We start from the raw sequence: 25,053 nt of genomic DNA, 5'->3' as shown, positions 1-25,053 counted from the left end.
TATTTCATAAGGAAATCCACACTAAAGGACGAGGAGCCTTAAAGTTTCACCCTTTTCCAGATTATCCCTGTCCATCCCCGTCCCATCAAAAGCAAACAAAAACAGCCCTAATGGATCAGTGCTGACCAGCGGATTACTGTTCACATAGGCATAGGTATTGATGCCACCTCTCAACCCTATGGGATCACTCTGGCTGTATCGCCCCGTTTCCGGGTCGTAGTAACGGTGATAGTTGTAGAACAGGCCGCTTTCATGGTCGTAGTACTGGCCTGCGAAGCGCAGGTTGATTTCCGTCTCCTTGCCATCACCGTCCGGGTCCGGATTGGCCTGCCCCATCCCAAAAGCATCGCTTTGCCATTGCCAGACAATGGTTTGCTGGTCATTGGTCGCCTTTCTGGGGGTGTTCAGATGATCCGTATGAAGATAGGTGATCTGTTGACCTATAGAGTCATCTGCCATTGCTACCGGCACCCGGTTCATCCACAGGTAGTTTTTGTGGGTCTCTTTCCCTGTCTGGCAATCGATCCGGGTTTCCGCCATCAACTGGCCACTGAGGCCGTAATGGTAAACGGTATGTATCGGGTCTTCGGCAGCATCGGTAGAAGGCGTCATTTTATGGGTGCGCTGGCCCAGTGCGTTATAGGCGTAAGTGCCTGTTAGCTGGAAGTTGATGTAGGCGCTACTATCTGGTTCCGGCGGTTATAGATATGCCTTCGATCCCTGGCCGCTGAGGTTTCGACCAGGGTACTGCCTGACCCACTGAGCAAGACCTGGGGGCTGCCATAAGATTGCAGTCGGTTGCTGTTGGCCAGGTAGTCTGCGCTCCAGATGGCGGGTTTTTGTCCTGGTTCTCCCATTCTGTGTTCGGTCCGGTTTCCAGCTTTGTCGTATTGGTAAAACTGCTCGTCGCTGACCCGGCTATCCAGTTCGGCAGTCAGGCGTGACAGTGCATCGTACTTAAAATGTCGTTCACTGTCATCGTCCAGCCGGATGGTTTTAATACTGTCAAAGGCATCATAACCATAAACCTGTTCCCAAAGTGTCTGATCCGGTGTGGGCTGGCTGGATGATGCCAGCATCAAGGCCGAGAGCCGCCCGTCGGCATCAAAGCTTCTGTCCATCCACAGGCCATTGCCGTATCGCCAGCCACTGACACCACTGAATGACTGATGCTTCACCTTATCTACTAAAGTCTTTTGGACTCCTGCCAGTTGGGTCTCAATACCCTTCAGACGATTTGTATCATAGCGGTAGTTTAACTGTTGGCTATTGGGATAGGTGACCCCCAGCAACTGGCCTGCCTTGCCATACTGATAGCTCAGTGTGTAGACGTAAGACTGATCATTCAACTCAAAGCTGCGGCGATCCGTGAGGGTATTGCCAAAGTCATCGTAGCCGTATTCAATCTTGCCACTGCCATCTTCAATAGAGGTCAACTGACCTGTACCATTACCATGAACACCGTCTGTCTGGTCGTACTGGTAGCGGATATCCGACCCTGTGCCTGGATAATCGATAGCCACCAGACGATTCAGCAGGTCGTATTTAAACTGAATGCTCGTTCCTGTCACAGTTAGAAATAACAGAGCTCCCCAGATGACAGGAGCAACAAATAACAACGGAAAAGTCGGACAATCAGCTTACGCTATGAAATAAACGACTACAGGTAAACAACCCCTGTACCCATTGCTGCCCCATTTCCCGAGCAAAAGTTTTCATGGCTTCTAAGAGGCTGTCCGAGAATAGCGCCCGTAGCGAGGATGGCAGAAAATTGAGGATAAAAATTCCGTTTTGTGAGGTGAATAGCGGGGCTATTTGCCGAACAAAACGGAATTTTTAGACCAATTTGCTGCCACCGCAGTAGGGCAGTCTATTCTCGGACAGGCTCCTAGCTAGCTTGTTTGTCAAATATAAGGGTGTCCTATTTTCTATTTGAGGAAGCTTTGCCTGAGCTGAAGAAGGGGCTTTCGAATTCTATTTCGGGTTTGTTGTAAGCAGTCGCGCCACTTCATGAGGCATGGAGTGGCGCAAGCTTTTACCATTTCATTTTTTACTCAGCTCAGACTCTATTCGAAGACGTTCAGATTCTGTATAAGCAAGAGGATTGCACAATACGTGCTCACGAGGATGATCTTCATCAAACCGGAAATTTTTAAACTCCTCTACTACATCCATTCGATAACGATCAACCAGCCAGCCTCCACATGCTAACTTTCTACGATTATTTGTATTATCCTTTAAGATCCAACTCAAACCAGCCCTTCCTTCTGGTAACACACTCACAATAAATTCTGCTCTGTAGCGCCATGGAATGAAAGTCAATTTGAACCATACCTTTAGAGGTAAATCTTTACTAACATAAAGTTTGCTTTGTCGTTTTTTCTCTTCACTCCCAGAGCTGATTAATAAGTACAAGGGCATTCCGGAATCTATGCCTCCTATGCTTTTGCGCTCCCCAGGATGAAAAGTATCTGTACGTTGCATCGCAATCACATAACCTTGGTCATCTTCCACTCGGAAGACACTCATTGGCTCATATGTACTGTTCTGAAAGTTATAGACAAATGACTGATATGAAATAATGTTCCATCCAATCCATAGCAGCAGAATAAGCACTCCAATTCCAAGAAGCAGTCCTGTTACCTTTAAGCACAACCGCACAGCTTACCCTCAGATCTCAACGATTACATTTAGATTTTCTTTAAGCCACTTCTGGTACTGAGCCATATCAACACTGCCACGAATTTCTCCGTTACTGTCATCCATATCTTCTATGACCATTCGATTCAGTTCAGGAAATTGTGGAGCCGTTTTCTGGCGTCGTGTTGCAGGCGTCGTCCAGTTTCTGCACTCAGCCCGGCCCCTACAACCAGGCCTCCAATCCGGGTCATTCTCATAAAAGATGTTTCTGTCTTTGTCATTTTTATATAAAAGCCGTGCCAAAGCACTGTCAGCGGTTCTTTCATCATGAAGGACAGGTCTGTCTATCAAAACATGCTCCGCATTTAACTCGCCTAAACTCAGCCTCGCACTTTTAGCTTGCATAAACATCCACTGGAGTGGAGCATCTGAAAGGTCTCCATCCGCATAACCTCCTCCGACATCGGTATGTGCGCCAATAAATCCTTGCTCAATGACTTTACTGTCACTACCGGCATTACGCTCATCACGCTCTACAGAAGATAATGAAAATTCATCACGATGCTCATTCAACGCAACGGCCTGGGCGACCCGATCTATTCGAGAATCTGTAGTGAGATCAAAATCACCATTATCAGGGTCGCCTGGCACGCCTATAGAGCCTACTGTATCGAATAACCCCATAAAGCGTATTTTTATTGAGGGTAGCGGGGTGCAAAGATCCCTGTCTGGGTCTCTTGCTGCAAAGAGGCGATCATAATGACCATTGTCAATACGTTCAAATACATCATTACTGAACTCACGTGCTATGGCTGCTCCGCGACTGAACCCTACAATATCGATAATTCCAGAGAAAAAAGGATTATTTTTTTCGATTAATTGATCTAAAAAGTCCAGAGCATTACCGACCCGTTCACGAGCTTTATGACCGAACCCACCCCCCAATATTTCATCAGTTAATGTACCATCGGTTCCCACACCACGCTGGTAAAATGATGCATCTTTCCCGCCGTTTGCTGCATTGTAATAATCCTGAAACAATGCAACATTCGTTAAAGTTTCCCCCTTTTCCAGATTATCCCTGTCCATCCCCGTCCCATCAAAAGCAAACAAAAACAGTCCCAATGGATCAGTACTGACCAGCGGATTACTGTTCACATAGGCATAGGTATTGATACCGCCTCTCAATCCTATGGGATCACTCTGGCTGTAGCGCCCGGTTTCCGGGTCGTAGTAACGGTGGTAGTTATAGAACAGGCCACTTTCCTGGTCGTAGTACTGGCCTGCGAAACGCAGGTTGATTTCCGTATCCTTGCCATCGCCGTCCGGGTCTGGATTGACCAGACCCATCCCAAAAGCATCGCTTTGCCACTGCCAGACAATGGTTTGCTGGTCATTGGTCGCTTTTCTGGGAGTATTCAGATGATCCGTATGAAGGTAGGTGATTTGTTGACCTTTAGAATCATCCGTCATTGTCATTGCTACCGGCACCCGGTTCATCCACAGGTAGTTTTTGTGGGTCTCTTTCCCTGTCTGGCTATCGATCCGGGTTTCCGCCATCAACTGACCACTGAGGCCGTAATGGTAAACGGTATGTATCGGGTCTTCGGCAGCATCGGTAGAAGGCGTCATTTTATGGGTGCGCTGGCCCAGTGCGTTATAGGCGTAAGTGCCTGTTAGCTGGAAGTTGATGTAGGTCGCTACTATCTGGTTCCGGCGGTTATAGATATGCCTTCGATCCCTGGCCGCTGAGGTTTCGACCAGGGTACTGCCTGACCCACTGAGCAAGACCTGGGTGCTGCCATAAGATTGCAGTCGGTTGCTGTTGGCCAGGTAGTCTGCGCTCCAGATGGCGGGTTTTTGTCCTGGTTCTCCCATTCTGTGTTCGGTCCGGTTTCCAGCTTTGTCGTATTGGTAAAACTGCTCATCGCTGACCCGGCTATCCAGTTCTGTGGTCAAGCGTGACAGTGCATCGTACTTAAAATGTCGTTCACTGTCATCGTCCAGCCGGATGGTTTTAATACTGTCAAAGGCATTATAACCATAAACCTGTTCCCAAAGTGTCTGATCCGGTGTGGGCTGGCTGGATGATGCCAGCATCGAGGCCGAGAGCCGCCCGTCGGCATCAAAGTCTCTGTCCATCCACAGGCCATTGCCGTATCGCCAGCTACTGACACCACTGAATGACTGATGCTTCACCTTATCTACTAAAGGCTTTTGGACTCCTGCCAGTTGTGTCTTAATAGCTTCCAGACGATTCGTATCCAAACCATTCTGCACTGGTATAAAATTTGGATCATTTGGATAATAAATATCCCTGTCCCCACGGGCCAAGAAACCTCTTTTGTCGTGGATCAATGGATTTTCGACTGTTTTATACTCATCATCGAGATCTCCCATTGACACACCAGCAGACTCTGCCTGCTGAACCATCCACTGAAGAGGGATGTCGGATAAATCACCTTCTTTCCAACCTCCACCAATATCGGAATGATCTCCTATGAAGCCCTGCTCTACAATTTAGCCAGAAGTCAAAGAAGCACCTTCGACTGGTGAAACTGAAGTGAGTGGGAATAATGCTCTGTGTTCATTTAATGCTACTGCGTGAGCCACATGCCCTATTCTGCTATCCACTCTGAAGGCATAACCAATATTGACATGATTCCCAGGTAACCCTATTGATCCTACAGTATCAAAAATTTCATTTGAGAATTCACGTGCTATTGAAGCTCCACGACTGAAACCAACAATATCAATATTTCTATCCCATGTGTCATCTGCTACCAATCTATCCAGTCGATTAAGTGCACGATTGACTTTATCTCTAGACTCTGAATATTGCTGGTCCGATAGTATTTTAGGAATATCCAGGCCATCATCGTTGATGTAAGACTTGCTCTCAGTATCATCAAACTCATCAATAACCTTAAAAATCTCAAGAAAATTATGCGGTTGTCTCTGCAATGAAAGCTGTAAAAGTAATCAGTATTGTACTTCTCGCCTCTACCCTGTACGGCTGCGCCGCCACCCAGGTGGCCCTGGAGAAGAAAGACCTGGATGTTCAGACCCAGATGTCCGACACCATCTTCCTTGATCCGGTATCAGCCAGTAAAAAGACGGTCTTTATCCAGATCAGGAATACCTCTGACAGGCAACAGCTGCAAATCACCGATGCCATCACCAACAATATCCAGAGTAAAGGCTACAAGCTTCTGGATGATCCGGATGCCGCTCATTACCTTCTGCAGGTGAATATTCTGCAAGCGGGTAAAACCGATCCGGCTGCTGCCGAGCGTGTCCTGGCAGGCGGCTATGGCAGTGTCTTTATTGGCGCAGCTGCCGGTTATGAATTGGGCGGAAGTGGCACAGCGGCCACCGTCGGAGGCTTTCTTGGAGGGGCTGCCGAGATGGTCGCAAACAGCCTGGTCAAGGATGTGACCTATTCCCTGATCACCGATATCCAGCTCTCGGAAAAAGCCAGAGGCAGTGTTTCCAGCAATAGCACTCATAGCCTGAAGCAGGGCAACAGCGGCTCCACCCAGGTTCAGTACAGTGAAGTGGGCGAGCGGAAGAAATACCAGACCCGGGTTGTTTCTACCGCCAACAAGGTCAATCTGAAATTTGAGGAAGCTTTGCCTGAGCTTAAGAAAGGGCTTTCGAATTCTATTTCGGGTCTGTTGTAAGAGTTGCGCCACTTCATGAGGTATGGAGTGGCGCAAGCTTTTACCATTTCATTTTTTACTCAGCTCAGCCTCTATTCGCTTACGTTCAAACCCTATATAGGAAAGAGGATTGCATAACACATGCTCACGAGGACTGATGTCACTAAACCTGTAGTGTTTAAACTTATCGATTACATCCATTCGATAACGATCAATCAACCATCCTCCACATGCTAATGCTTTAAGCTTGTTAGACTTATCTTTTAAAATCCAACTCAAATTCACCTCTTCTGGCAGTACATTCACTGTAAACTCAGCAGTGTATCGCCAAGGCATAAATGTCAGTTGCAACCAGACTTTCCAAGGCAAGCTCTCACTAATATCGAGCTTACTTTTCTGCTGATTTTTCTCATCACCAAATGTCACAATTAAATAAGATGGTACTCTGGAGACAGGCCCCCCAATACTCTTATGGTCACCAGGACGGAATGCGTTTGTTCTTTGCATCGCAATAGTGTAATTGTGATTGTCTATAACACGAAAAACACTCAAAGGCTCATATGTACTATTTTGGAACTTAAAGCCAGGCAGCTGAAGCGAGATCATGCTCCAGCCAACCCATACAACTACGGCAAGCAATCCCCCTCCAATGAACCAACAAACCCTTTTCGCACATTTACTCATTGGGGTTTCAACCTTAAATGTTAATCGTGATATTTAGAGACTTTTTAAGCCACTTCTGATACTGAGACATATCAATAGACCCACGTACATTACCCTCATTACCGCCCGGATTTTCGATTATCATGTGATCAAGGTTCGGAAACTGTGGTGCAGTTTTCTGCCTCTGTGTTTCAGGGGGTGTCCAGAAACGGCATTGGAATGCACTTTGACACTCTGCCAGCTCCCAGTCAGGATCATTTTCATAAAAAATCTTTCTATCATCCTTGTCTGGATACAGAATGCTTCCGGTTCTTTCATCGTGGAGCACAGGGTTGTCTACCAGCAAATGCTCATTTTTTAAATCACCCAGCTCAACTCCTGCACTCACTGCTTGACGATACATCCACTGCAAAGGTACGTCAGATAAGTCACTCCCAGGGTGCTCGTCACTTTTGCCATACCCACCTCCAACATCGGTATGGGCACCAATAAAGCCTTGCTCTACGATATTACCGGAACTACCCGCATTATGTTCATCTCGTTCTACGGATGATAAAGAGAAGGCATTTCTATGCTCATTGAGAGCAACAGCATGGGCAACATGGTCAATTCGTGAATCAGTAGTTAAATCAAAATCTCCATTATCAGGGTCACCTGGGTACCCCAAAGACCCAACTGTATCGAATATTCCCATAAAACGAACTTTTACTGTGGGTAGTGGAGTACAAAGATCCCGGTCTGGACTCTGTTCAGCATAAAGATTGTCGTAATAGCCACTATCAATACGTTCATAGACATCATTACTAAATTCACGCGCAATTGCTGCTCCCCTACTGAAGCCCACGATATCAATGAGTCCATCGGAGAAAAAAGGGTTATCTTCTTCAATCAATCTATCTAGCACATCTAAAGCTGCATCGACCCTACTTCGAGCACCATAGCCGAACCCTCCTCCAATAATCCCGTCAATACCGCCACTGGTTCCTACACCAGGTTGATAAAAGGATGCACCATCACCCCCATTTGCTTCATTGTAATAATCTTGGAACAATGCAACATTCGTTAACGTTTCACCCTTTTCCTGATTATCCCTATCCATCCCCGTCCCATCAAAAGCAAACAAAAACAGCCCTAATGGATCAGTGCTGACCAGCGGATTACTGTTCACATAGGCATAGGTATTGATACCGCCTCTCAACCCTATGGGATCACTCTGGCTGTATCGCCCCGTTTCCGGGTCGTAGTAACGGTGATAGTTGTAGAACAAACCGCTTTCATGGTCGTAGTACTGGCCTGCGAAGCGCAGGTTGATTTCCGTCTCCTTGCCATCACCGTCCGGGTCTTGGTTGGCCAGACCCATCCCAAAAGCATCGCTGTTCCATTGCCAGACAATGGTTTGCTGGTCATTGGTCGCCTTTCTGGGGGTGTTCAGATGATCCGTATGAAGATAGGTGATTTGTTGACCTTTAGAATCACCCGTCATTGTCATTGCTACCGGCACCCGGTTCATCCACAAGTAGTTTTTGTGAGTCTCTTTCCCTGTCTGGCTATCGATCCGGGTTTCCGCCATCAACTGACCACTGAGGCCGTAATGGTAAACGGTATGTATCGGGTCTTCGGCAGCATCGGTAGAAGGCGTCATTTTATGGGTACGCTGACCCAGTGCGTTATAGGCGTAAGTGCCTGTTAGCTGGAAGTTGATGTAGGTCGCTACTATCTGGTTCCGGCGGTTATAGATATGCCTTCGATCCCTGGCCGCTGAGGTTTCGACCAGGGTACTGCCTGACCCACTGAGCAAGACCTGGGTGCTGCCATAAGATTGCAGTCGGTTGCTATTGGCCAGGTAGTCTGCGCTCCAGATGGCGGGTTTTTGTCCTGGTTCTCCCATTCTGTGCTCTGTCCGGTTTCCAGCTTTGTCGTATTGGTAAAACTGCTCGTCGCTGACCCGGCTATCCAGTTCGGCAGTCAAGCGTGACAGTGCATCGTACTTAAAATGTCGTTCACTGCCATCATCCAGCTGGATGGTTTTAATACTGTCAAAGGCATCGTAGCCATAAACCTGTTCCCAAAGTGTCTGACCTGGTTTGGGCTGGCTGGATGATGCCAGCATCAAGGCCGAGAGCCGACCGTCGGCATCAAAGCTTCTGTCCATCCACAGGCCATTGCCGTACCGCCAGCCACTGACACCACTGAATGACTGATGCTTTACCTTATCTACTAAAGTCTTTTGGACTCCTGCCAGTTGTGTCTCAATACCCTTCAGACGATTCGTATCATAGCGGTAGTTCAACTGTTGCCCGTTGGGATAGGTGACTCCCAGCAACTTACTCGCCTTGCCATACTGATAGCTCAGTGTGTAGACGTAAGACTGATCATTCAACTCAAAGCTGCGGCGATCCGTGAGGGTATTGCCAAAGTCATCGTAGCCATATGCAATCTTGCCACTGCCATCTTCAATAGAGGTCAACTGCCCTGTACCATTACCATGAACATCGTCTGTCTGGTCGTACTGGTAGCGGATATCCGACCCTGTGCCTGGATAATCGATAGCCACCAGACGATTCAGCAGGTCGTATTTAAACTGAATGCTCGTTCCTGTCACATGTTCAGCAGCATTTTCAGCAGCATTTTCAGCAACGATGGAACGTCTCAGATGGCCAGAACCCGCCCGGATCTTGTTCCCGGCGCTGTCATAGTCGTAGACGATCACTCCGGTATCTGGGCTATCTACCTGAATGGTGTCACCAAAGCCATTGTAACGATAACGGGTAACCGCACCGTTGGCCGCCACCACTTCACTGATGCCACCCGTCTGACCATATTCAAACCGGGTAGAGCCGTTCATGGCGTCTATCACCTGGGTCAATTGACTGATGGCATTGTAATCATTGCGAGTGATGCGCTTTTCGTCTTTCCCGGCTTCGGTCGTGGTCAGAACATTCCCCAGTTTGTTATAGGCAAGCACCACTTCCTGCCCATGCTGTCCCAGCAGTTTGATCACTCTGCCCAGGGAATCCAGCGCCCGCTCACTCTGACGGATCAGGTTTCCTTTGCTGTCGTATACCAGTTGGGCAGTCCATTCACCACTGACTCTGGATGGCTCCAGGTTAATGCGCTCGCCCCAGTTGTTGCGGATTTCAATGATTTGTCGAGCGTCGTTATAGTCGAATGACTGCCAGCTGCCATCGGGCAAGGTCAGCCGGGTCACCAGGCCGTTGCGGTCATAATCCATTTCCGTGGTCTCTGACAGTTTGCCCGATTGACCCCGCCGGGTGATTCCGGTGGTTTGACCCAGAGCGTTGTAGTCCAGGGTGATTTTCAGGTCGTTCGCCAATGTCGCCTGGGTGGGCTGGCCATCACTGTTGTACTGGTCAATGGTGATGGTATGCCCCAGCGGGTTGACGACTTTCTCCAGCAGTCCACGGTCGTTAAAGCGGTAGGTGGTGATATCGTCCGAGCCATCAGCCAGGGGCTTTCTGGGGCCGTTGATCGCCAGAGTGGCAATCTGTCCGACATTTTGCTTATCGAAGGTATAGCTATATGCCCAGTGGCGCTGATCACCATAGGTGGAATAGGGCAGGGTCTGTTGTGTCAGGTCGGTTTCAATACGACTCAGCAGCCTTCCCGCGTCGTTGTATTGAAAGTCGGCCTTGCGATAACTCTGCCAACGTCCCTGGTGGTAACGACTCAGGATTTCTTCGGTCACCAGTGGTAAAGTGTTATGCCAGCGTCTTTCAACGCGGGAAGTGCCTTCTACGGGTAACCACTGCCCTTGCTGACGAGTCAGACCGTTATCCTGCCGGGTCACCAGGCCTCTCTGGTTGCGCTGGTATTCTGTGGCACTGCCTTCGGCATCTACCGCCAGACGCAGGTAGCCCTGTTCATTATATTGATGATCCTGGCGAACTTCCGGACAGGTCGGTGTTGCCTTACCGTCCACCCTGACCAACCTGCGATAACCGGGCCGTGCTGCTTCCAAATGAAAAACAGTCACCAGACCGGCTGCATTGGTCATGGCTACCGTGCCGTCACTTCTGTAGTCAAAGGTCAGTCGTTCAACGCCATTACCATGTTCACTAAGATTTGCACGACCGAGATCATCATAGCCCCAGGTGGCATAGCGCTTACCTTCCGCGTCGGTAATGCCGGTCAGGGCATGGTTGAGCTGTTGATTCTCGTAATGATAGGTTGCGGTATTGTGCTGCCAGAGCGCTGCAACTTGTGACCAGATGCTGTCACCCAGTCGTTGGAATCCCTTGAGGTTGCCTTTTTCACTGTACTGAAAACGCAGAACAGTATTATTGGGCAGTTCAACCCGGCTGAGCCATGGTTTTTCGCTATGGCCTTCGTAATTAAACGTCAGTTGGTCGCCACGGCTGTCTGATACTGAAACCAGCTGGTTATTTTTATATGTCAGTTGATGAATAACGCCGTTAGGGTATTTGACAGATTGTAGCTGGCCAGCTTCATTATAGGTTTCAATGATCTGGTTCAAGGTGATGTAACGCCAGCCGCTTTCTGTTTTTTCCAGCTGATCCACGACCCCCTGACCGATCCAGCGATCCTGTTCAAGGCGGAACAGATAAACAGAGCCGTCGTCACGAACTATCTTGCGGTAGGTATCGGATATTTGCCCTTCCAGATCAACCAGATCTGAAAGCTGCCGCTGGTAACTGTGTCGCCAGCCATGGCCCAGACTGGTTAACTTATTACTTTGTCGGCTGTTGTAATAGCGCTCGAATTTAAGGGGCGTTTCGCCATAATGCTGAAAGTCAGACTCAACCTGGAACTTGTTACCCGTACCAAAGTCAATAGGGTTGCCCGCCACCGTATAAGTGGGCGCGGTGGACACACCCCCTTGTGAAGAACCTCCCAGAGGATAAAAGTAACCCGGATCACCGCCCCCTGGCCCAAGACACATACCGCCACCACCGCCTCCACCCGGGTCAGGAAACAGATCGTCTATGGGTGGTACATTTCCATCACCAGGCTGAGTATCACCACCATCCCCGTCGGAACCATCACCGCCACTCCCATCAGAATCATCCGGCCCACCGCTATCTTTATGCCTGCCACTGCCCCCGGGAGCTGCCAGTCCCGGAGTTCCTTCCGGATAGAACCAGCCCTGGTAATAGTTGGAAGCCATCTCCTGCGCCATATCACCTATATGGTCAGTGATGACATCGCCGTACTGCTGGTAACCGGCCATCGCAGTGATCAGGCCAATGCCAAGGATTGGCATATACTCCGCCATAGCTGCGCCAATCATTCGACGAGGGTTAGGTTTCTTTAAAAACTGATGACCTGACATCTCTACATCCCTGTATTATCTTTTTATGATTCTTCTGTTATTTTTAAGCACCCAAACTAATTGATAGCTGACGTTTTCAAGGGCTGCTGGTACTCAATGGTCACCCGCCGATTCTGTTTTCGCCCTTCAGTCTGGCGGTTATCTGCAACAGGCTGCTCTTCTCCGTAGTGCTCAACATTAATCGTTAAACCTGCCAGGGCGTTATCACGTGTCAGTACTTGTTCCACTGCTCTGGCACGTGACTCAGAAAGCCGTTCATTGTCTTCCTCTGTGCCCACACTGTCGGTGTGACCTGCTATGGTGAGCCGGGTAGCGCCTGACTCAATCAGCTCATGCTTCAGCCTGAGCAGGTAATCGTTAGCGTTCTCATTCAATTCAGCCATCCCTGACTCGAACAGGATGTCGGGGATATTATCCAGCAGGGCAACTGTGGGATATTGCTTATCCAGTGTCAGAAGTCGGTGATTGAAGGCCAGTTTCAGCTGCGGTCGGGTGCTGGCATCCAGTATCCGAAGGTAGCTCCTGGGCTCCCCATCCAGGTCGATGACATAAAACTGAACCAGCCACTGGCTCCCCTTGCTACCCGCCTGCCTGGCCAGAACATAGTGCTGACTGGACTCGTCACCCTCAAGCTGTTCAGAAAGATAAAGTTGCCAGGCAGTCAGGTCACCGCATTGTATCTGTTCGCACCGATAAACAACTTCAAAGTGGTCTTTTGCCAAACGATCCAGCATCTCCTGGTACAGATGCACCGCCGAGTCACTCATACTGTGGTCATTGATCCAGACCCGTGATTCACCCAGAGCCTCCAGTTTCAGGGAAGCCAGATAACCTTCATTGTCCCCTTTGAGATAATCCACCGGCCCGGCGACCAGTTCGACCCGGTCATATTTTTTGACGTCCTTCTGGAACACTGTGGACTCTGGAAATGCCTTAACCAGGGGGTGCGTTGCAGGAGAGGCCATAACAGGGGAAATAGCAGCAAATGTTAAAGCAGCAAATCCCCCCAGGGCTACACTTCCCAGTTTTTTATAAAGTGATTTCATCCTGATTTCCCCCCGGTCGGCGGAGCGGGTATCCAATACTCACCACATCCCAGTAGTGGCCCGGCATGCAGTTTGCCCGAATCCACAGCATGAGCCTGGACGACATTGAGATTACCCGACACCTTCGCCTTTTCCTTGTTGTCGACATAGTCCTGATAGACCGATTTCAAATTAGCCAGTGTCGTATTCCTATAGTCAGTAATAGCTTCCCTGCAAGATGACCGGTCCACTGAAGCCATGGCATCGGCCACAGCCTGCTCACGAGTGGTAATCATTTGTCCAACAATTCTGATAGTGGCTTCCCTGACTGATCCCAGATCCATATTGGGGCGGTAACCGGGACTGGCTATCATTTTCTCGGTCTCTTTATCAATATGCTGGTTCTGCAATTCCTGAAAAGGCTCTAGCTCATTCAAGAGCGCATCCTGATGCTCTATAACCTTATCCACATCAAAGGCCATCACAGCCGTGGACGACAGTAAAAACAGAAGACAAGCGGTTTTATAAATTCTCACAATCGACACCTTTGGTTTCATTATTTTCACATCGAAAGTCGGTCTGCATTCGCACCACACTGCGCCCGGTCAAGGGAATCATAAAACGATTTTCCCCAAAAAGCCTTGCTAATGCCTGGCAGGCCAACCAATCTTGTGAAGCCCCCTGGCTCACCTGCAGAGTCCGCCATATGATAAAGTTCGCCACAGGCACCTCCATGTCATAGCAGTAACGACTGCGAATACCCAGCAGGTTGGCGTCCTGCAAATCCACATCGACCCCATCAATGTCCTGCATGGTCTGGTCCCGGGCATCCATATTCTCTACCGGAATCTGATAAACAGACTCCTGTGCCAGTCGAAATTTTCCACCGTACCGGGAGAACGGACAACTGCTGCCCGAACAGGACTCCAGCTCATTGAACCAGAATTAGCTCACAGATTTTACTGACGAGGCTCATTTAATAGCCCTCTGAGCCATTGCAGTGAGGGCGATGCACTTCTGATGGAGTACCAGTAAAGATAGGCACTGACCGATGGCAGTTCATAGGGCAGTGGAAGAATTTGCAGTCCCATATCCTGAGACAATTGTTGAGCGTAATCCTGCGGCAGGGTCAGCAATAAGTCTGAGCAGGAAGCCACCTGACAGCCTACCTGGTAGTCCCTCAAACGAAGGGCGATTGAGCGTCGTTTTTCCAGGCTGGCCAATTGCTGATCTTCATAACCAGGCCCTTCCCGGCGGGAGGACACCAGAATGTGTTTCTCCTTCAAATACTCTTTCATGGTCAGCTGTTTGAAGATACGGCTGTGATTTTTTCGGGCAACGACAACCATCGGGGTTTTCTGCAGCAAGGTATATTCGATTTGGCGGCCCACCGGCAGAAGCACGTCAATGGCAAGGTCAATACTGCCTGCTCTTAACTCCTTTTCCACATGGTGACGATCAAGTTTCACACTATGGATCGAGATACCCGGAGCCTGCTGCTGTAATGCCATCATTAATGGTGGCAGCACAACAGTTTCCATTGCCTTATGAATGGCCATAGTAAATGACAACTTACTGGTGGCTGGAACAAAGTCATCTCTCGGTGCCAGCACGCGCTCCAGGTCGCCAAGGACGGTGCGCAATTCCGGTAGAATTTCCCGGGTGTATGAAGAAGGCTGGAGGCCCCGTCCTTCACGGATAAACAGTGGATCGTCCAACTGCTCCCGAAGCCGGTTTAAGGCGTGGCTGACGGCGGGCTGGGTAAGGTTGAGCCGTCCTGCGGCACCGGTAATTGAGCCGGCAACGGCAATGGCTTCGAGCACTCTTAGAAGATTAAGGTCAAGTCTTGATATATGCATGATATTTATAGTTATTCATCAAAACTATTCATTTGATCGTGATTATCATCTACAGCAGCATAGAGGGCAATAACAATAACAGCGAGGCTTTCATGGATTTTTCCCATTCCGCCAAAGCGCAGGATTTTCTCAAGCGCACTCAGGCATTCATGAACGACAAAGTACTGCCAGCAGAAGAAGCGTATCATCAGGCGTTGTCCACCTCCGCAGACCACTCTGAGTGGCAGCAACCGGAAATCGTTGAAGAGTTAAAAAGACAGGCTCGCAGTGCAGGGCTCTGGAATATGTTTCTGCCCTGTGATGAATGGGGCGCAGGACTTACCAATACTGAGTATGCACCTATCGCCGAGGCCACTGGCTGGAGCTTGATGGCACCGGAGGTCTTTAACTGTAACGCGCCGGATACCGGCAATGCCGAAGTGCTCTGGAAATACGGCAGTGAGGAGCAAAAAGAGCAATGGCTTAAACCGTTGCTGGCCGGGGAAATTCGTTCTGCGTTCTGTATGACCGAACCAGAGGTTGCCTCCAGTGATGCAACCAATATGGGTGCCACCTGTGTCGTTGAGGGTGATGAGATAGTATTGAATGGTCGTAAATGGTGGAGCAGCGGAATAGGCCACCCTAACTGCAAGTTCGTTATCTTTATGGGCATTTCCAACCCTGATGCCGATCGACATCACCGTCATGCTATGGTGCTGGTGCCTTTGGCTACGCCCGGTATCAAAATCGAGCGCATGTTAAGTGTCATGGGTGACTACGATGCGCCATTTGGTCATGGTGAAGTGTCGTTTACTGATGTACGGTTACCGCTGTCTGCCTTTATTGGTGGCCCGGGCCGGGGGTTTGAAATTGCCCAGGGACGTCTCGGGCCGGGTCGTATCCATCATTGCATGCGTTTGATTGGCTCTGCAGAAAAAGCACTCAAACTGTTGTGTGAGCGGGGCCTGAGCCGCAAGGCGTTTGGTAAGCCTTTGGTGAAGTTGAATGGCAATCCTGATGTGATTGCCAATGCCCGGATCGGTATTGAACAGGCCCGGTTGCTCACTCTGAAAGCGGCATGGCTCATGGATACAAAAGGCATAATGGGCGCAATGAGTGAAGTGTCCCAGATCAAGGTGGTGGCCCCCAACGTTGCCCAGCAGGTGGTTGATGCGGCTATTCAGATGCACGGCGGTGGTGGTCTTTCCGATGATTTCCCGTTAACCCGTATGCTGGCAATGGCAAGGGTGCTGCGTTTAGCGGACGGACCAGATGAAGTGCATCGTGGGTTGATTGCCAGGTTTGAACTGATGAAGTATCGATAACACGAAAAATAACAAATAGGATAAAGGCATGTCGCCTATAAAAACAATAATTGTGACCGGCGGTGCCAGCGGCCTTGGCCGTGCAACTTGTGAGCGCTTTGCCCGTGCAGGTTATTCGGTTTGTGTCGCTGATATCAATCAGAAGCCAGGCAATAAAACGGTCGAAGCCCTGAAAGCCCTGGGTGCCGATGCCTATTTCACCCGCTGTGATGTCACCAGTGACCAGGATGTAGAAGCCATGATTGCCAGCGCCATGCAGCGCTGGGGCTATATCGGTGTGCTGGTGAATAATGCCGGTGTGGCAGCCGGTGGTCGTATTGAAACGTCCTCCATGGAAGATTGGCAGTGGATCCTGGACATTAACCTGCTGGGTGTTGCCAGAGGTTGTAAAACCATTACGCCACTGTTTAAGCAGCAGCGCTGTGGCCATATTGTCAATATTGCTTCGCTTGCCGGTTTGGTGAATGCGCCGATGATGTCCAGTTATAACGCCACCAAAAGTGCAGTGGTGGGCCTGTCAGAAACCATCAGGATCGAGCTGGAACCTTTTGGTATTCATACGTCAGTGGTTTGCCCTGGATTTTTTCAGACCAACCTTGCCGAGTCTTTTCGATCCGGTGATGCTGAAATGAAAAAGGTGGTGGATAAGCTACTGGCCAGTTCCAACATCACCGCTGAAGATGTGGCCAATGATATCTTCAATGCGGTTCAGAATAAGACATTTTATGTCTTGCCCCATCGCGAGGGGCGCACACTGTGGCGCATCAAGCGTCACCTGCCATCGCTGTTCAAAGCACTGGTGAGCAAAGGGTATAAGAAGAATTTAAAAAAACAGGGTGTGAAGCTATGACCAGTGAAAGTGCAGGATTTGTTGATCAGCCGGGAACGGTTCGATCTGGAGAGGAGCTGGATAGGGTGGCGCTGGATGCCTATCTGAATAGGATGTTTCCTGATATTGCCGGTGACCTTAAGGTTGAGCAATACCCCGGCGGTGCTTCCAATCTGACTTACCTGGTTTCCAAAGGCGAGAAAGAATGGATTCTCAGACGCCCGCCTTTTGGTGTAAAAGCGGCTTCTGCCCACGATATGAGTCGTGAATATCGTGTGATGTCTGCTTTGCAGGATCATTACCCGGTACCCAAAATGGTGGCCTTTTGTGAAGAACAGAGTGTTCTGGGGTGTGATTTCTATTTGATGGAGCGCCTGAATGGCATTATTCCACGCAATAACCTGCCAAAAGGGATGGCGCTATCGGAGCAGGAAGGTCGACAGTTGTGTATCAATGTTCTGCAAAAGTTCAGTGAATTGCACAACATCGATATTGAAAAGACCGGTCTGAGCAGTCTGGGTAAAGGTTCCGGATACGTGCAACGTCAGATCGACGGCTGGAGTGGCCGTTATCGTAAGGCGATCACCGACAATGTACCCGACTTTGAACAAGTGATGAGCTGGCTCGACAGTAAGCAACCTGAAGATGCTGGCACCTGTCTGATTCACAATGACTTCCGGTTCGACAATGTGGTCTTGAACCCGGACAACCCAACTGAAGTTATTGGTGTGCTGGACTGGGAGATGTGCACACTGGGTGACCCATTGATGGATCTGGGTAATAGCCTTGCCTACTGGATCGAAGCGGATGATGAACCACAAATGCAAATGTTCCGCCGTCAGCCAACGAATATTGCGGGTATGCTGACGCGCAAAGAAGTGGTCGATTGGTACTGTGAGCAGAATAATATTGAACTGAAGACGTTTGATTTCTACGAAGTTTACGGCTTATTCCGGCTGGCAGTGATTATGCAGCAGATATACTACCGCTTTCATCATGGCCAGACCAGGGATCAACGTTTTGCCATGTTTCCTATGGCGATAGCGTATCTGGAGCAACGCTGCCTGCGGTTGATCAGCCAGTCATCACTCTAGCCCCGGATAAAAAGAACAATGGCTACCATTTATTTAACTCGACACGGTCAGGCATCATTTGGGCAGCACGACTATGACTGTCTTTCCCCGCTGGGTGAACGTCAGGCGGTTATTACTGGCGAGTGGTTGGCACAAACACTGGGCAAGTCATTTCAATTGTCAGGCTCCGGCACCTTGCTGCGACAACAACAGACGCTGGCTGGCATCCATCAAGGGATGTCGCAAAGCGGGTACCTTTCGTTGTGCGCGGATATCACCTTTCCCGGACTGGATGAGCTGGATTCCGGTGACTTGATGCTGGCGGCGAACCCCGATTTTACTGATCGGGCACAAATGGACCTGGCTTTTGCCCGGGCGGCTAATCCTAAACAGGCTTTCTTTGACGCCTATCGTGCGGCACTGTTTCGCTGGATGTCTGGTGATTATGACAATGAATACCAGGAGTCCTGGCATACCTTTAAATCCCGGACGATAGAGGTACTTCATCAGTCGACCCGTCAGATGGCACAAAATGATTCCGCTGTGCTGGTCAGCTCAGGTGGCGTGATCTCCGTGATTATACTGCAACTGTTGAACTGTCCGGATACTGAGATGTTTCGTATTAACCGACAGATTCACAATACATCCATTACAGCTATCTCTGAGCGCAACGGTAAACTGAGCCTGCATGGTTTCAACAATTATTCACACCTTGAAGTAAAAGGTGAAAAAGCGTTGCTCACCCGCATATAAAAACAATAAAGAGACTTCTTATGACAACCAACGAACCCCAAAAAGATCTGTTCAACCTGAAAGGAAAAATTGCACTGGTGACTGGTGCCAGCCGGGGCATTGGTGAAGCGATTGCCAGACTGCTGGCAGAACAGGGTGCCCATGTGATTGTTTCCAGCCGCAAGTTGGATAGCAGTGAAGCCGTTTGTAGCAGTATTCGTGACAGCGGCGGCTCTGCCGAAGCTATCCCCTGTCATATCGGTGATATGGATCAGATCACCGCCCTGTTTGAGTCGATCAAGGCAAAACATGGTCAGCTGGATATTCTGGTCAATAATGCAGCAGCCAACCCTTACTTCGGTCATATTCTTGATACTGATCTGGCGGCCTTTCAAAAGACAGTAGACGTTAATGTTCGTGGCTACTTCTTTATGTGTGCAGAGGCCGGAAAAATCATGCGCAAAAATGACGGTGGTAATATTGTTAATGTTGCTTCTGTCAATGGTGTTGTGCCCGGGCATATGCAGGGTATTTACTCGGTTACCAAAGCAGCGGTTATCTCCATGACCAAAGCCTTTGCCAAAGAGTGTGCCGGGCTGAATATCCGGGTAAACGCCTTATTGCCGGGTTTGACTGAAACAAAGTTTGCCTCAGCATTGACGGGCAATCCGGCAATTCTGAAACAGGCATTGACGCATATTCCCATGAATCGCAGCGCCGCACCTGAAGAAATGGCGGGAACTGTTCTTTACCTGGTGTCTGACGCTTCCAGTTACACAACGGGTGCCTGCATAAATGTGGATGGCGGGTATTTAACCGTTTAAATCTTCTTTTTTCTCTCTGGCAGGATAGTTACCTCTGAAGTTAAACGATAAGAAAGCCATCGATTTATTCCCCGGCAAGTTGAGCAATTAAATATTGGATGCACAGTGCAGGGCTGGTCAGCACTTTATGCTGCAATGCTTCAGGTAAACGCTTGACCGCTAGTACATGGTTTCAATGAGTTTGACGGGTTGTTGTGCCTCCGCACTCCGTTCGTCCTGAGCCTGTAGAAGGGCGGAAACTCCGGACTCTGATATATCGTGCCAAGCACCCTTCGACTCCGCTCAGGGTGAACGGAGATTGTACACGTCAAACTCATTGAAACCATGAACTAGTGCCATCGAAGCTTGCGCCAATACAATAGAGTCGTCCTCACGGCAATGTTGCTCGATATAGTCAGCAATCGTCTGCTGAGTGGAGAGGCAATAGGCTTTCCCTGTCAAAGGTTCCTGATTAATAAAAAGGCCGACAATAACTGTCGGCCTTTTTAGGTCTCTCGTCGTGAAAGCTGTCAACTCAGCAGTGTTAGCTTAAGCCGACAAGACAGGGAATAGTGCCGGGTTGTGGGGCCGATCACCACTCAATACTGGAACCATCGAATACACGAAAGCTGCCGGACTCTTCCAAGGTCAGGTTTTCAGTGACCTTGATAATACCGGCAACACTCTGCTCTGCCGGGAACGTGGCATCCTTACCGCCCATATCGGTTTGTACCCAGCCCGGATGAATAGCCAGGGTTTTCACCTGCTGGTTGCGCAGGTTTTGTGCCGCCGATACCAGAATCTGGTTCAAGGCTGCTTTTGATGCACGGTAACTGTACATATTGCCGGAGCTATTATCCCCCAGACTGGCAACCCGGGTAGAAATACCGACAATGGTCTTATGTTCACTGGCTGCCACATTGTCCTGCAGCGCCTGAATAAGCAGTGCCGGAGCAACGGTGTTGATGGTGAGCACTTCCAGCCATTTCGCCTGGGTCATCTCACCCAGTGTCGCGCAGTCTGACCCCAGTACACCGGCATTGAGGATAAGGTGATCGATAACCTGACCATTCAGGCTGGTAGCCAGGGCATTGATATCTGCCTCTTTGGTCACATCCAGCGGTAATACCTGGACAGTAGCGTGTGCAGTTGCCAGTTCGTTCAGTGCACTTGCTGACTGTGGTGAACGACAAGTTGCTAATACCTGCCAGCCTTTCGTCGCATACTGGCGGACAAACTCCAAGCCCAGACCACGGTTGGCACCGGTAATCAAAACAACAGACATAAGCAGTTCCTGAGATTCAATGAAACTGTTAAGTGTATGCGCTGATAAGGACAAAAAGGTGGAAGTTGCCAAGAAAGTGCACAAGATTCGACATTATCAAATTAAGTGCCTCTACTATTTAGTGGTCAGAAACTGTAGGGCAAAATGCACCAGGCGAGCCCTGGTTAACTCCCCGGCAACGCCGCTGATCCCGGCAACGGCAACAAACTCCCCGTTCAGGTAGAGGGGGATGGCGAGACAGTTTAATCCGGCCTGCGCCTCTTCCAGATCCAGGGCATAGTTGTGTTGTGCTACCCACTGGAGCTCCTTTTCCAGCGCCCTGGGGACTTGTCCCAGCAGGCGCAGACGACGCAGTAATTCATGGTCAAACGCAAGAAACACCTTGCCGATCGCCGATGTGGTCAAACCTTCACGTTTGCCACGAGGGCTGCGAATGGTCAGTGAATGGCCGCCTTCAACCGCATCAAGGTAGAGATATTCCTGAGCACCACTGGGCACGGCCAGATAGGCGGTGTTATCTGTGAGCTGTGCCATTTTCATCAGCAAGGCACTGAAATGCCGTCGAATGGCTTCGTCTTTTTGCTCCAGTGGTCTGGACAACTCACGAAATCTCAGCCCCAGGGAATAACCTTGTTTGCTGCGCAAGACATACCCCAGCTCGCTCATGGTCGCCAGCAGGCCGTGAACCGTGGTCTTGTTCAGCTCAACCGCCTCACTGACCTGCTGCAGAGTTAATGGCCCGGGATGCCGGGACAGGGCCTCAAGAATAGCGAAACTTCGCTCAACCGACTGAATTCGTTTTGGCTCTTTGTACATCAGAGTTTCCTGATCATTTTTCAGGCATTGTCCATCGGTGACGCGGCAGGATAAAGATGGTCAGCAGTGAACTTCTTACGGGGGAATTATATACGACAAGGTGGGGCATAATCCGCCACCTGTTGAGGCTTTGAAAACAACCCTTACTTTTGTTGAAAACGCAGCAGTGAACCGCCTGCTTTTTGGTTGTGCTCGTTAATCTCATGGGCTGTCAGTCTTTTCCATGCTTTCGTCGTTAACATGTCTGGCGGCAAGGTCAGGTAGGGGCTTTCTTCATTACCGGCCTGTCCCCCAGTAACATGGTGATTGGTAAAATTCTCCCACTCTTTGACTACATGCTTATAAAGCCGGGTATCAAACTGATTACGCCCGATTAAAATGGATTTAAGGTGTTCTGGCGGAGATTTTTCATCATAGAGCTTATTGCCGGTCACCTGAAAGCGGGCAGTAGCCACTTTTTCCTCACCGTACAGACGAGCAACCACTGACGTCACTGCGTCGACAGCTTCTGTCGGTGCTACCAGTAGAAATTCGTCGTTTATTTTTTGAGTGGCTGCACGATAAGTGTCTTCTGTGCATTCACCATCCATATGATCTTTCCCGGCGATCAGCCGGGTTTGTAAATTATCAATCATGGTGGAACCGGCATAAGTTGCAACATCCTCTTTGGCAAGGTAACCCCGTTGATAATCAAAATTGAGGGAGGACACGGCTCTTGCTACCGGCTCCCGAACTAATGAGATATATCGTCCCTGTAAACCACCTTCCTCGATCAGGCCCGTTGGCATATGGCCACTGATAAATCGGGGTGAATGTTGTGCTTTAAGGTTTTCCAGCGCTTCCGGAGAGGGATAACCGCCCATTCCACCAGGCTTGAAAAGATTGGGGGAAACACCCTCTTGCCGCATAACGGAGCAGCGATGATTAAATACGCTGCCTGAATCAGCACCGATGGCTTTCATCAGACAGGCAATGTTGGTCCCCCCGGTTTTCGGCGTATGGATAAAAACAATATCCTCTTGCCCTGCCTTTCTTATTTCATCGGAGACATTCACGGGGCTAAGCATGGTAATCGTTGATGAAGCGTAAGACATGTTGGTTTGCATTATTCATTCACCTCGTGTGGCAAGACGCTGCAGCACTGCAAAATTGGCGGTGTGGCCCTCAGAACCGGGAAAGTAAGCAGCTGAACAGCGGATTTCAGATCATCTGGTTAGTTTGATCGTGTTCACTGCAAAAATGTTCCTTAACTTTTTCAGGCTGAGACTCTGTTCCATCAAACCCTTACCTCAGCTCTGATCGATTGTGTATTGCCTGGCAGAGTCACGGTTAAGGGTATATAAATGTGCAACCGGGCAACGGTGAGTTATGATGCGGATCAATAATGATGCCCGGAGTCCGGCCATGAGTGCAGATACCTTTTTTCTTAACGATGAAAACACCCTTTACGAGCGCATGAAAGCGGCCTGCCAGGAGGACTGGCATAACTACTGCCATCACCCGTTTGTCCGGGGAATGGCCGACGGATCGTTGCCAATTGCCTCTTTTCGCCACTATCTTCAGCAGGATTATCTGTTCCTGATTCACTTTGCCAGGGCTTACTCACTGGCGGTTTACAAATCGGATAACCTGGAAGATATGCGTTCTGCATCGGAGTCCGTAAGCGGTATCCTGGGCGAAATGACGCTGCATCTGGCCTATTGTCGGGAGTGGGGGCTGACAGAGAAGGATGTGGTCAGCCTGCCGGAAGCCCGGGCCAATATGGCATACACCCGTTATGTGCTGGAGCGGGGAATGGCGGGTGATATTCTTGATCTTTACACGGCGTTATCGCCCTGCGCGGTGGGTTATGCGGAAATCGGGTATCGATTAAAGAACGACCCGGATACGCTCAAAGAGGGCAACCCTTACTGGGCCTGGATAGAAACTTACGGGGGTGAAGAATTTCTTGGCGGTGCCAGAAAGCAGGTCGAGCAGCTGGAGCAGCTGGCCAGGTCCCGTTATAACGCCGCCCGAATGGATGCTCTCTGCCAGACTTTCCGGGAAGCGACCCGCCTGGAAATCGGCTTCTGGCAGATGGGTATGGACTGCTCATTCTAACGTCCGTTGGCAGTTCGCCATTCTCTGCTATCCTGAGGTCTCGAACAACAACTCATAAAGGTAAGCTTGTGAATCTTGAATCGAGAGTTGAGAAACTGGAGATGGGGCAGGAAGCACTGGATCACGCTTTTCGAGACTTGGTGAAAGTTGTCAGTACAACCCATGAAGTGGTTGCCCTTGTTCTCAAAGAGCAGCAGGATACCCGCAGAGAACTGAATGAGTTGAAGGGAGAGGTCAATGCTCAGTTCCGACAGATTGATCAGCGCTTTGATCAACAGGACAAACGCTTTGATCAGCAAGATAGACGTTTCGACAAGATTGAAGAAATTCTGATACAGATTATTGGTCGTCTTCCCGATCAGCCTGCTATTTAAACCTGATCTTGTTTCCAAAGCTTTGAGGGTGTCGCTAAAGCCCTCACCACCAAGTCATCCAGCCACTACCAGGTGTGCTGGAAATTGCCGATGACGATATGCACCATATCCGGCACACAAACAAAAAAAAAGCCCAGTTGATTGCTCAACTGGGCTTTTCTGTTGGGTGCCTGGCGATGACCTACTCTCACATGGGGAGACCCCACACTACCATCGGCGATCGGTCATTTCACTGCTGAGTTCGGGATGGGATCAGGTGGTTCTAACCTTCTATGGTCGCCAGGCTAATTAGATACTAGAGACTAGAAACTAGTCTCTAGATGGAATCCGGTAATAAGCTGTTTTCTTGCTTCACACTCTATGCGTATGGCTTCTTGATACTTGTCTCTTGACACTTGTATCCAGCAAATCGCTTTGGCGTTATATGGTCAAGCCGCACGAGTCATTAGTATTGGTTAGCTCAATGCCTCACAGCACTTACACACCCAACCTATCAACGTCATAGTCTTTAACGGCTCTTCAGTGCCCTCTAGGGGCAAGGGAAGTCTCATCTTGAAGGGGGCTTCCCGCTTAGATG

Annotated in this window: 22 protein-coding genes, 2 rRNA genes and 1 pseudogene; 8 read left to right on the top strand and 17 right to left on the bottom strand. The window is 49.5% G+C overall.

Annotation, left to right across the window (positions count from 1 at the left end):
- Positions 1–21: 21 nt before the first annotated feature.
- From CX664_RS27855 to CX664_RS28010, 6 genes and pseudogenes are all read right to left on the bottom strand, one after another.
- Positions 22–612, bottom strand: a complete 591-nt coding sequence (locus CX664_RS27855; protein ID WP_101748451.1) for an RHS repeat-associated core domain-containing protein — start codon at positions 610–612, stop codon at positions 22–24.
- A gap of 44 nt (positions 613–656) precedes the next feature.
- Positions 657–1,571, bottom strand: a complete 915-nt coding sequence (locus CX664_RS20020) for a hypothetical protein (protein WP_101748450.1) — start codon at positions 1,569–1,571, stop codon at positions 657–659.
- Positions 1,572–2,043: 472 nt separating this feature from the next.
- The gene (locus tag CX664_RS20015; RefSeq protein ID WP_146000173.1) at positions 2,044–2,514 is read right to left on the bottom strand and encodes a hypothetical protein; all 471 of its coding nucleotides are present in this window, start codon (positions 2,512–2,514) and stop codon (positions 2,044–2,046) included.
- A 156-nt stretch (positions 2,515–2,670) separates the two neighbouring features.
- Complete coding sequence (locus tag CX664_RS27850; protein WP_276328505.1) at positions 2,671–4,908, bottom strand: phospholipase effector Tle1 domain-containing protein; 2,238 nt, start codon at positions 4,906–4,908, stop codon at positions 2,671–2,673.
- A 165-nt stretch (positions 4,909–5,073) separates the two neighbouring features.
- A pseudogene (locus tag CX664_RS28295) lies at positions 5,074–5,142 on the bottom strand (hypothetical protein); the annotation flags it as partial.
- 18 nt (positions 5,143–5,160) lie between these two features.
- The gene (locus CX664_RS28010; RefSeq protein WP_101748447.1) at positions 5,161–5,604 is read right to left on the bottom strand and encodes a phospholipase effector Tle1 domain-containing protein; all 444 of its coding nucleotides are present in this window, start codon (positions 5,602–5,604) and stop codon (positions 5,161–5,163) included.
- On the opposite strand from CX664_RS28010, the gene CX664_RS20000 reads away from it, so the two are divergent.
- Complete coding sequence (locus tag CX664_RS20000) at positions 5,604–6,323, top strand: complement resistance protein TraT (RefSeq protein ID WP_101748446.1); 720 nt, start codon at positions 5,604–5,606, stop codon at positions 6,321–6,323. The genes CX664_RS28010 and CX664_RS20000 overlap by 1 nt on opposite strands.
- A gap of 48 nt (positions 6,324–6,371) precedes the next feature.
- Here CX664_RS20000 and CX664_RS19995 read toward each other — a convergent pair whose 3' ends face one another.
- The 6 genes from CX664_RS19995 to CX664_RS19970 form a co-directional block, all read right to left on the bottom strand.
- Positions 6,372–6,986 (bottom strand): hypothetical protein, encoded by a 615-nt coding sequence (locus CX664_RS19995; RefSeq protein ID WP_101748445.1) that lies wholly within the window; start codon positions 6,984–6,986, stop codon positions 6,372–6,374.
- A gap of 13 nt (positions 6,987–6,999) precedes the next feature.
- Positions 7,000–12,276, bottom strand: coding sequence for a phospholipase effector Tle1 domain-containing protein (locus CX664_RS19990; protein WP_101748444.1), 5,277 nt, complete (start codon positions 12,274–12,276; stop codon positions 7,000–7,002).
- A 56-nt stretch (positions 12,277–12,332) separates the two neighbouring features.
- Positions 12,333–13,322: an OmpA family protein gene (locus tag CX664_RS19985; RefSeq protein WP_101748443.1), complete on the bottom strand. Its 990-nt coding sequence runs from the start codon at positions 13,320–13,322 to the stop codon at positions 12,333–12,335.
- Positions 13,319–13,837, bottom strand: coding sequence for a hypothetical protein (locus CX664_RS19980; RefSeq protein WP_101748442.1), 519 nt, complete (start codon positions 13,835–13,837; stop codon positions 13,319–13,321). The genes CX664_RS19985 and CX664_RS19980 overlap by 4 nt, the downstream gene beginning before the upstream one ends.
- Positions 13,824–14,135, bottom strand: a complete 312-nt coding sequence (locus CX664_RS19975; RefSeq protein WP_101748441.1) for a hypothetical protein — start codon at positions 14,133–14,135, stop codon at positions 13,824–13,826. Before CX664_RS19975 ends, CX664_RS19980 begins: the two co-directional genes overlap by 14 nt.
- 125 nt (positions 14,136–14,260) lie before the next feature.
- Positions 14,261–15,160, bottom strand: a complete 900-nt coding sequence (locus tag CX664_RS19970; protein ID WP_101748440.1) for a LysR family transcriptional regulator — start codon at positions 15,158–15,160, stop codon at positions 14,261–14,263.
- A 92-nt stretch (positions 15,161–15,252) separates the two neighbouring features.
- Between CX664_RS19970 and CX664_RS19965 the strand changes: the two genes are divergently transcribed.
- The 5 genes from CX664_RS19965 to CX664_RS19945 are packed head-to-tail and all read left to right on the top strand — an operon-like array spanning position 15,253 to position 19,922.
- Positions 15,253–16,464: an acyl-CoA dehydrogenase family protein gene (locus CX664_RS19965; protein ID WP_101748439.1), complete on the top strand. Its 1,212-nt coding sequence runs from the start codon at positions 15,253–15,255 to the stop codon at positions 16,462–16,464.
- Between the two features lie 28 nt (positions 16,465–16,492).
- Entirely contained in the window at positions 16,493–17,314 is an 822-nt protein-coding gene (locus tag CX664_RS19960; RefSeq protein ID WP_101748438.1) for an SDR family oxidoreductase, read from the top strand.
- Positions 17,311–18,387, top strand: coding sequence for a phosphotransferase family protein (locus tag CX664_RS19955; protein WP_101748437.1), 1,077 nt, complete (start codon positions 17,311–17,313; stop codon positions 18,385–18,387). The genes CX664_RS19960 and CX664_RS19955 overlap by 4 nt, the downstream gene beginning before the upstream one ends.
- A gap of 18 nt (positions 18,388–18,405) precedes the next feature.
- On the top strand, positions 18,406–19,119 hold the full coding sequence (locus tag CX664_RS19950) for a histidine phosphatase family protein (RefSeq protein ID WP_101748436.1): 714 nt from the start codon (positions 18,406–18,408) through the stop codon (positions 19,117–19,119).
- 20 nt (positions 19,120–19,139) lie between these two features.
- Entirely contained in the window at positions 19,140–19,922 is a 783-nt protein-coding gene (locus CX664_RS19945; RefSeq protein WP_101748435.1) for an SDR family oxidoreductase, read from the top strand.
- 571 nt (positions 19,923–20,493) lie between these two features.
- On the opposite strand, the gene CX664_RS19940 is transcribed toward CX664_RS19945, so the two are convergent.
- From CX664_RS19940 to CX664_RS19930, 3 genes are all read right to left on the bottom strand, one after another.
- Positions 20,494–21,186 carry an SDR family oxidoreductase gene (locus CX664_RS19940; protein ID WP_101748434.1) on the bottom strand — a complete coding sequence of 231 codons (693 nt, stop codon included), beginning with the start codon at positions 21,184–21,186 and terminating at the stop codon, positions 20,494–20,496.
- 114 nt (positions 21,187–21,300) lie between these two features.
- Complete coding sequence (locus tag CX664_RS19935; RefSeq protein ID WP_101748433.1) at positions 21,301–22,002, bottom strand: IclR family transcriptional regulator; 702 nt, start codon at positions 22,000–22,002, stop codon at positions 21,301–21,303.
- A gap of 143 nt (positions 22,003–22,145) precedes the next feature.
- Positions 22,146–23,108 carry a sulfotransferase domain-containing protein gene (locus CX664_RS19930; protein ID WP_101748432.1) on the bottom strand — a complete coding sequence of 321 codons (963 nt, stop codon included), beginning with the start codon at positions 23,106–23,108 and terminating at the stop codon, positions 22,146–22,148.
- Between the two features lie 298 nt (positions 23,109–23,406).
- Between CX664_RS19930 and tenA the strand changes: the two genes are divergently transcribed.
- Together tenA and CX664_RS19920 are read left to right on the top strand one after the other, a co-directional pair.
- On the top strand, positions 23,407–24,102 hold the full coding sequence (gene tenA, locus CX664_RS19925; RefSeq protein WP_101748452.1) for a thiaminase II: 696 nt from the start codon (positions 23,407–23,409) through the stop codon (positions 24,100–24,102).
- A 68-nt stretch (positions 24,103–24,170) separates the two neighbouring features.
- On the top strand, positions 24,171–24,476 hold the full coding sequence (locus tag CX664_RS19920) for a hypothetical protein (RefSeq protein ID WP_146000172.1): 306 nt from the start codon (positions 24,171–24,173) through the stop codon (positions 24,474–24,476).
- A 168-nt stretch (positions 24,477–24,644) separates the two neighbouring features.
- Here the strand turns inward: CX664_RS19920 and rrf are convergent.
- Together rrf and CX664_RS19910 are read right to left on the bottom strand one after the other, a co-directional pair.
- Positions 24,645–24,760, bottom strand: a 5S ribosomal RNA gene (rrf, locus tag CX664_RS19915).
- 140 nt (positions 24,761–24,900) lie between these two features.
- Positions 24,901–25,053, bottom strand: a 23S ribosomal RNA gene (locus tag CX664_RS19910); the annotation flags it as partial.

It is taken from the genome of Endozoicomonas acroporae (assembly GCF_002864045.1).
GTDB classification, from domain to species: domain Bacteria; phylum Pseudomonadota; class Gammaproteobacteria; order Pseudomonadales; family Endozoicomonadaceae; genus Endozoicomonas; species Endozoicomonas acroporae.
The sequence above is the reverse complement of the archived record's forward strand: the minus strand, read 5'-3'. Positions and strand labels throughout refer to the sequence as shown.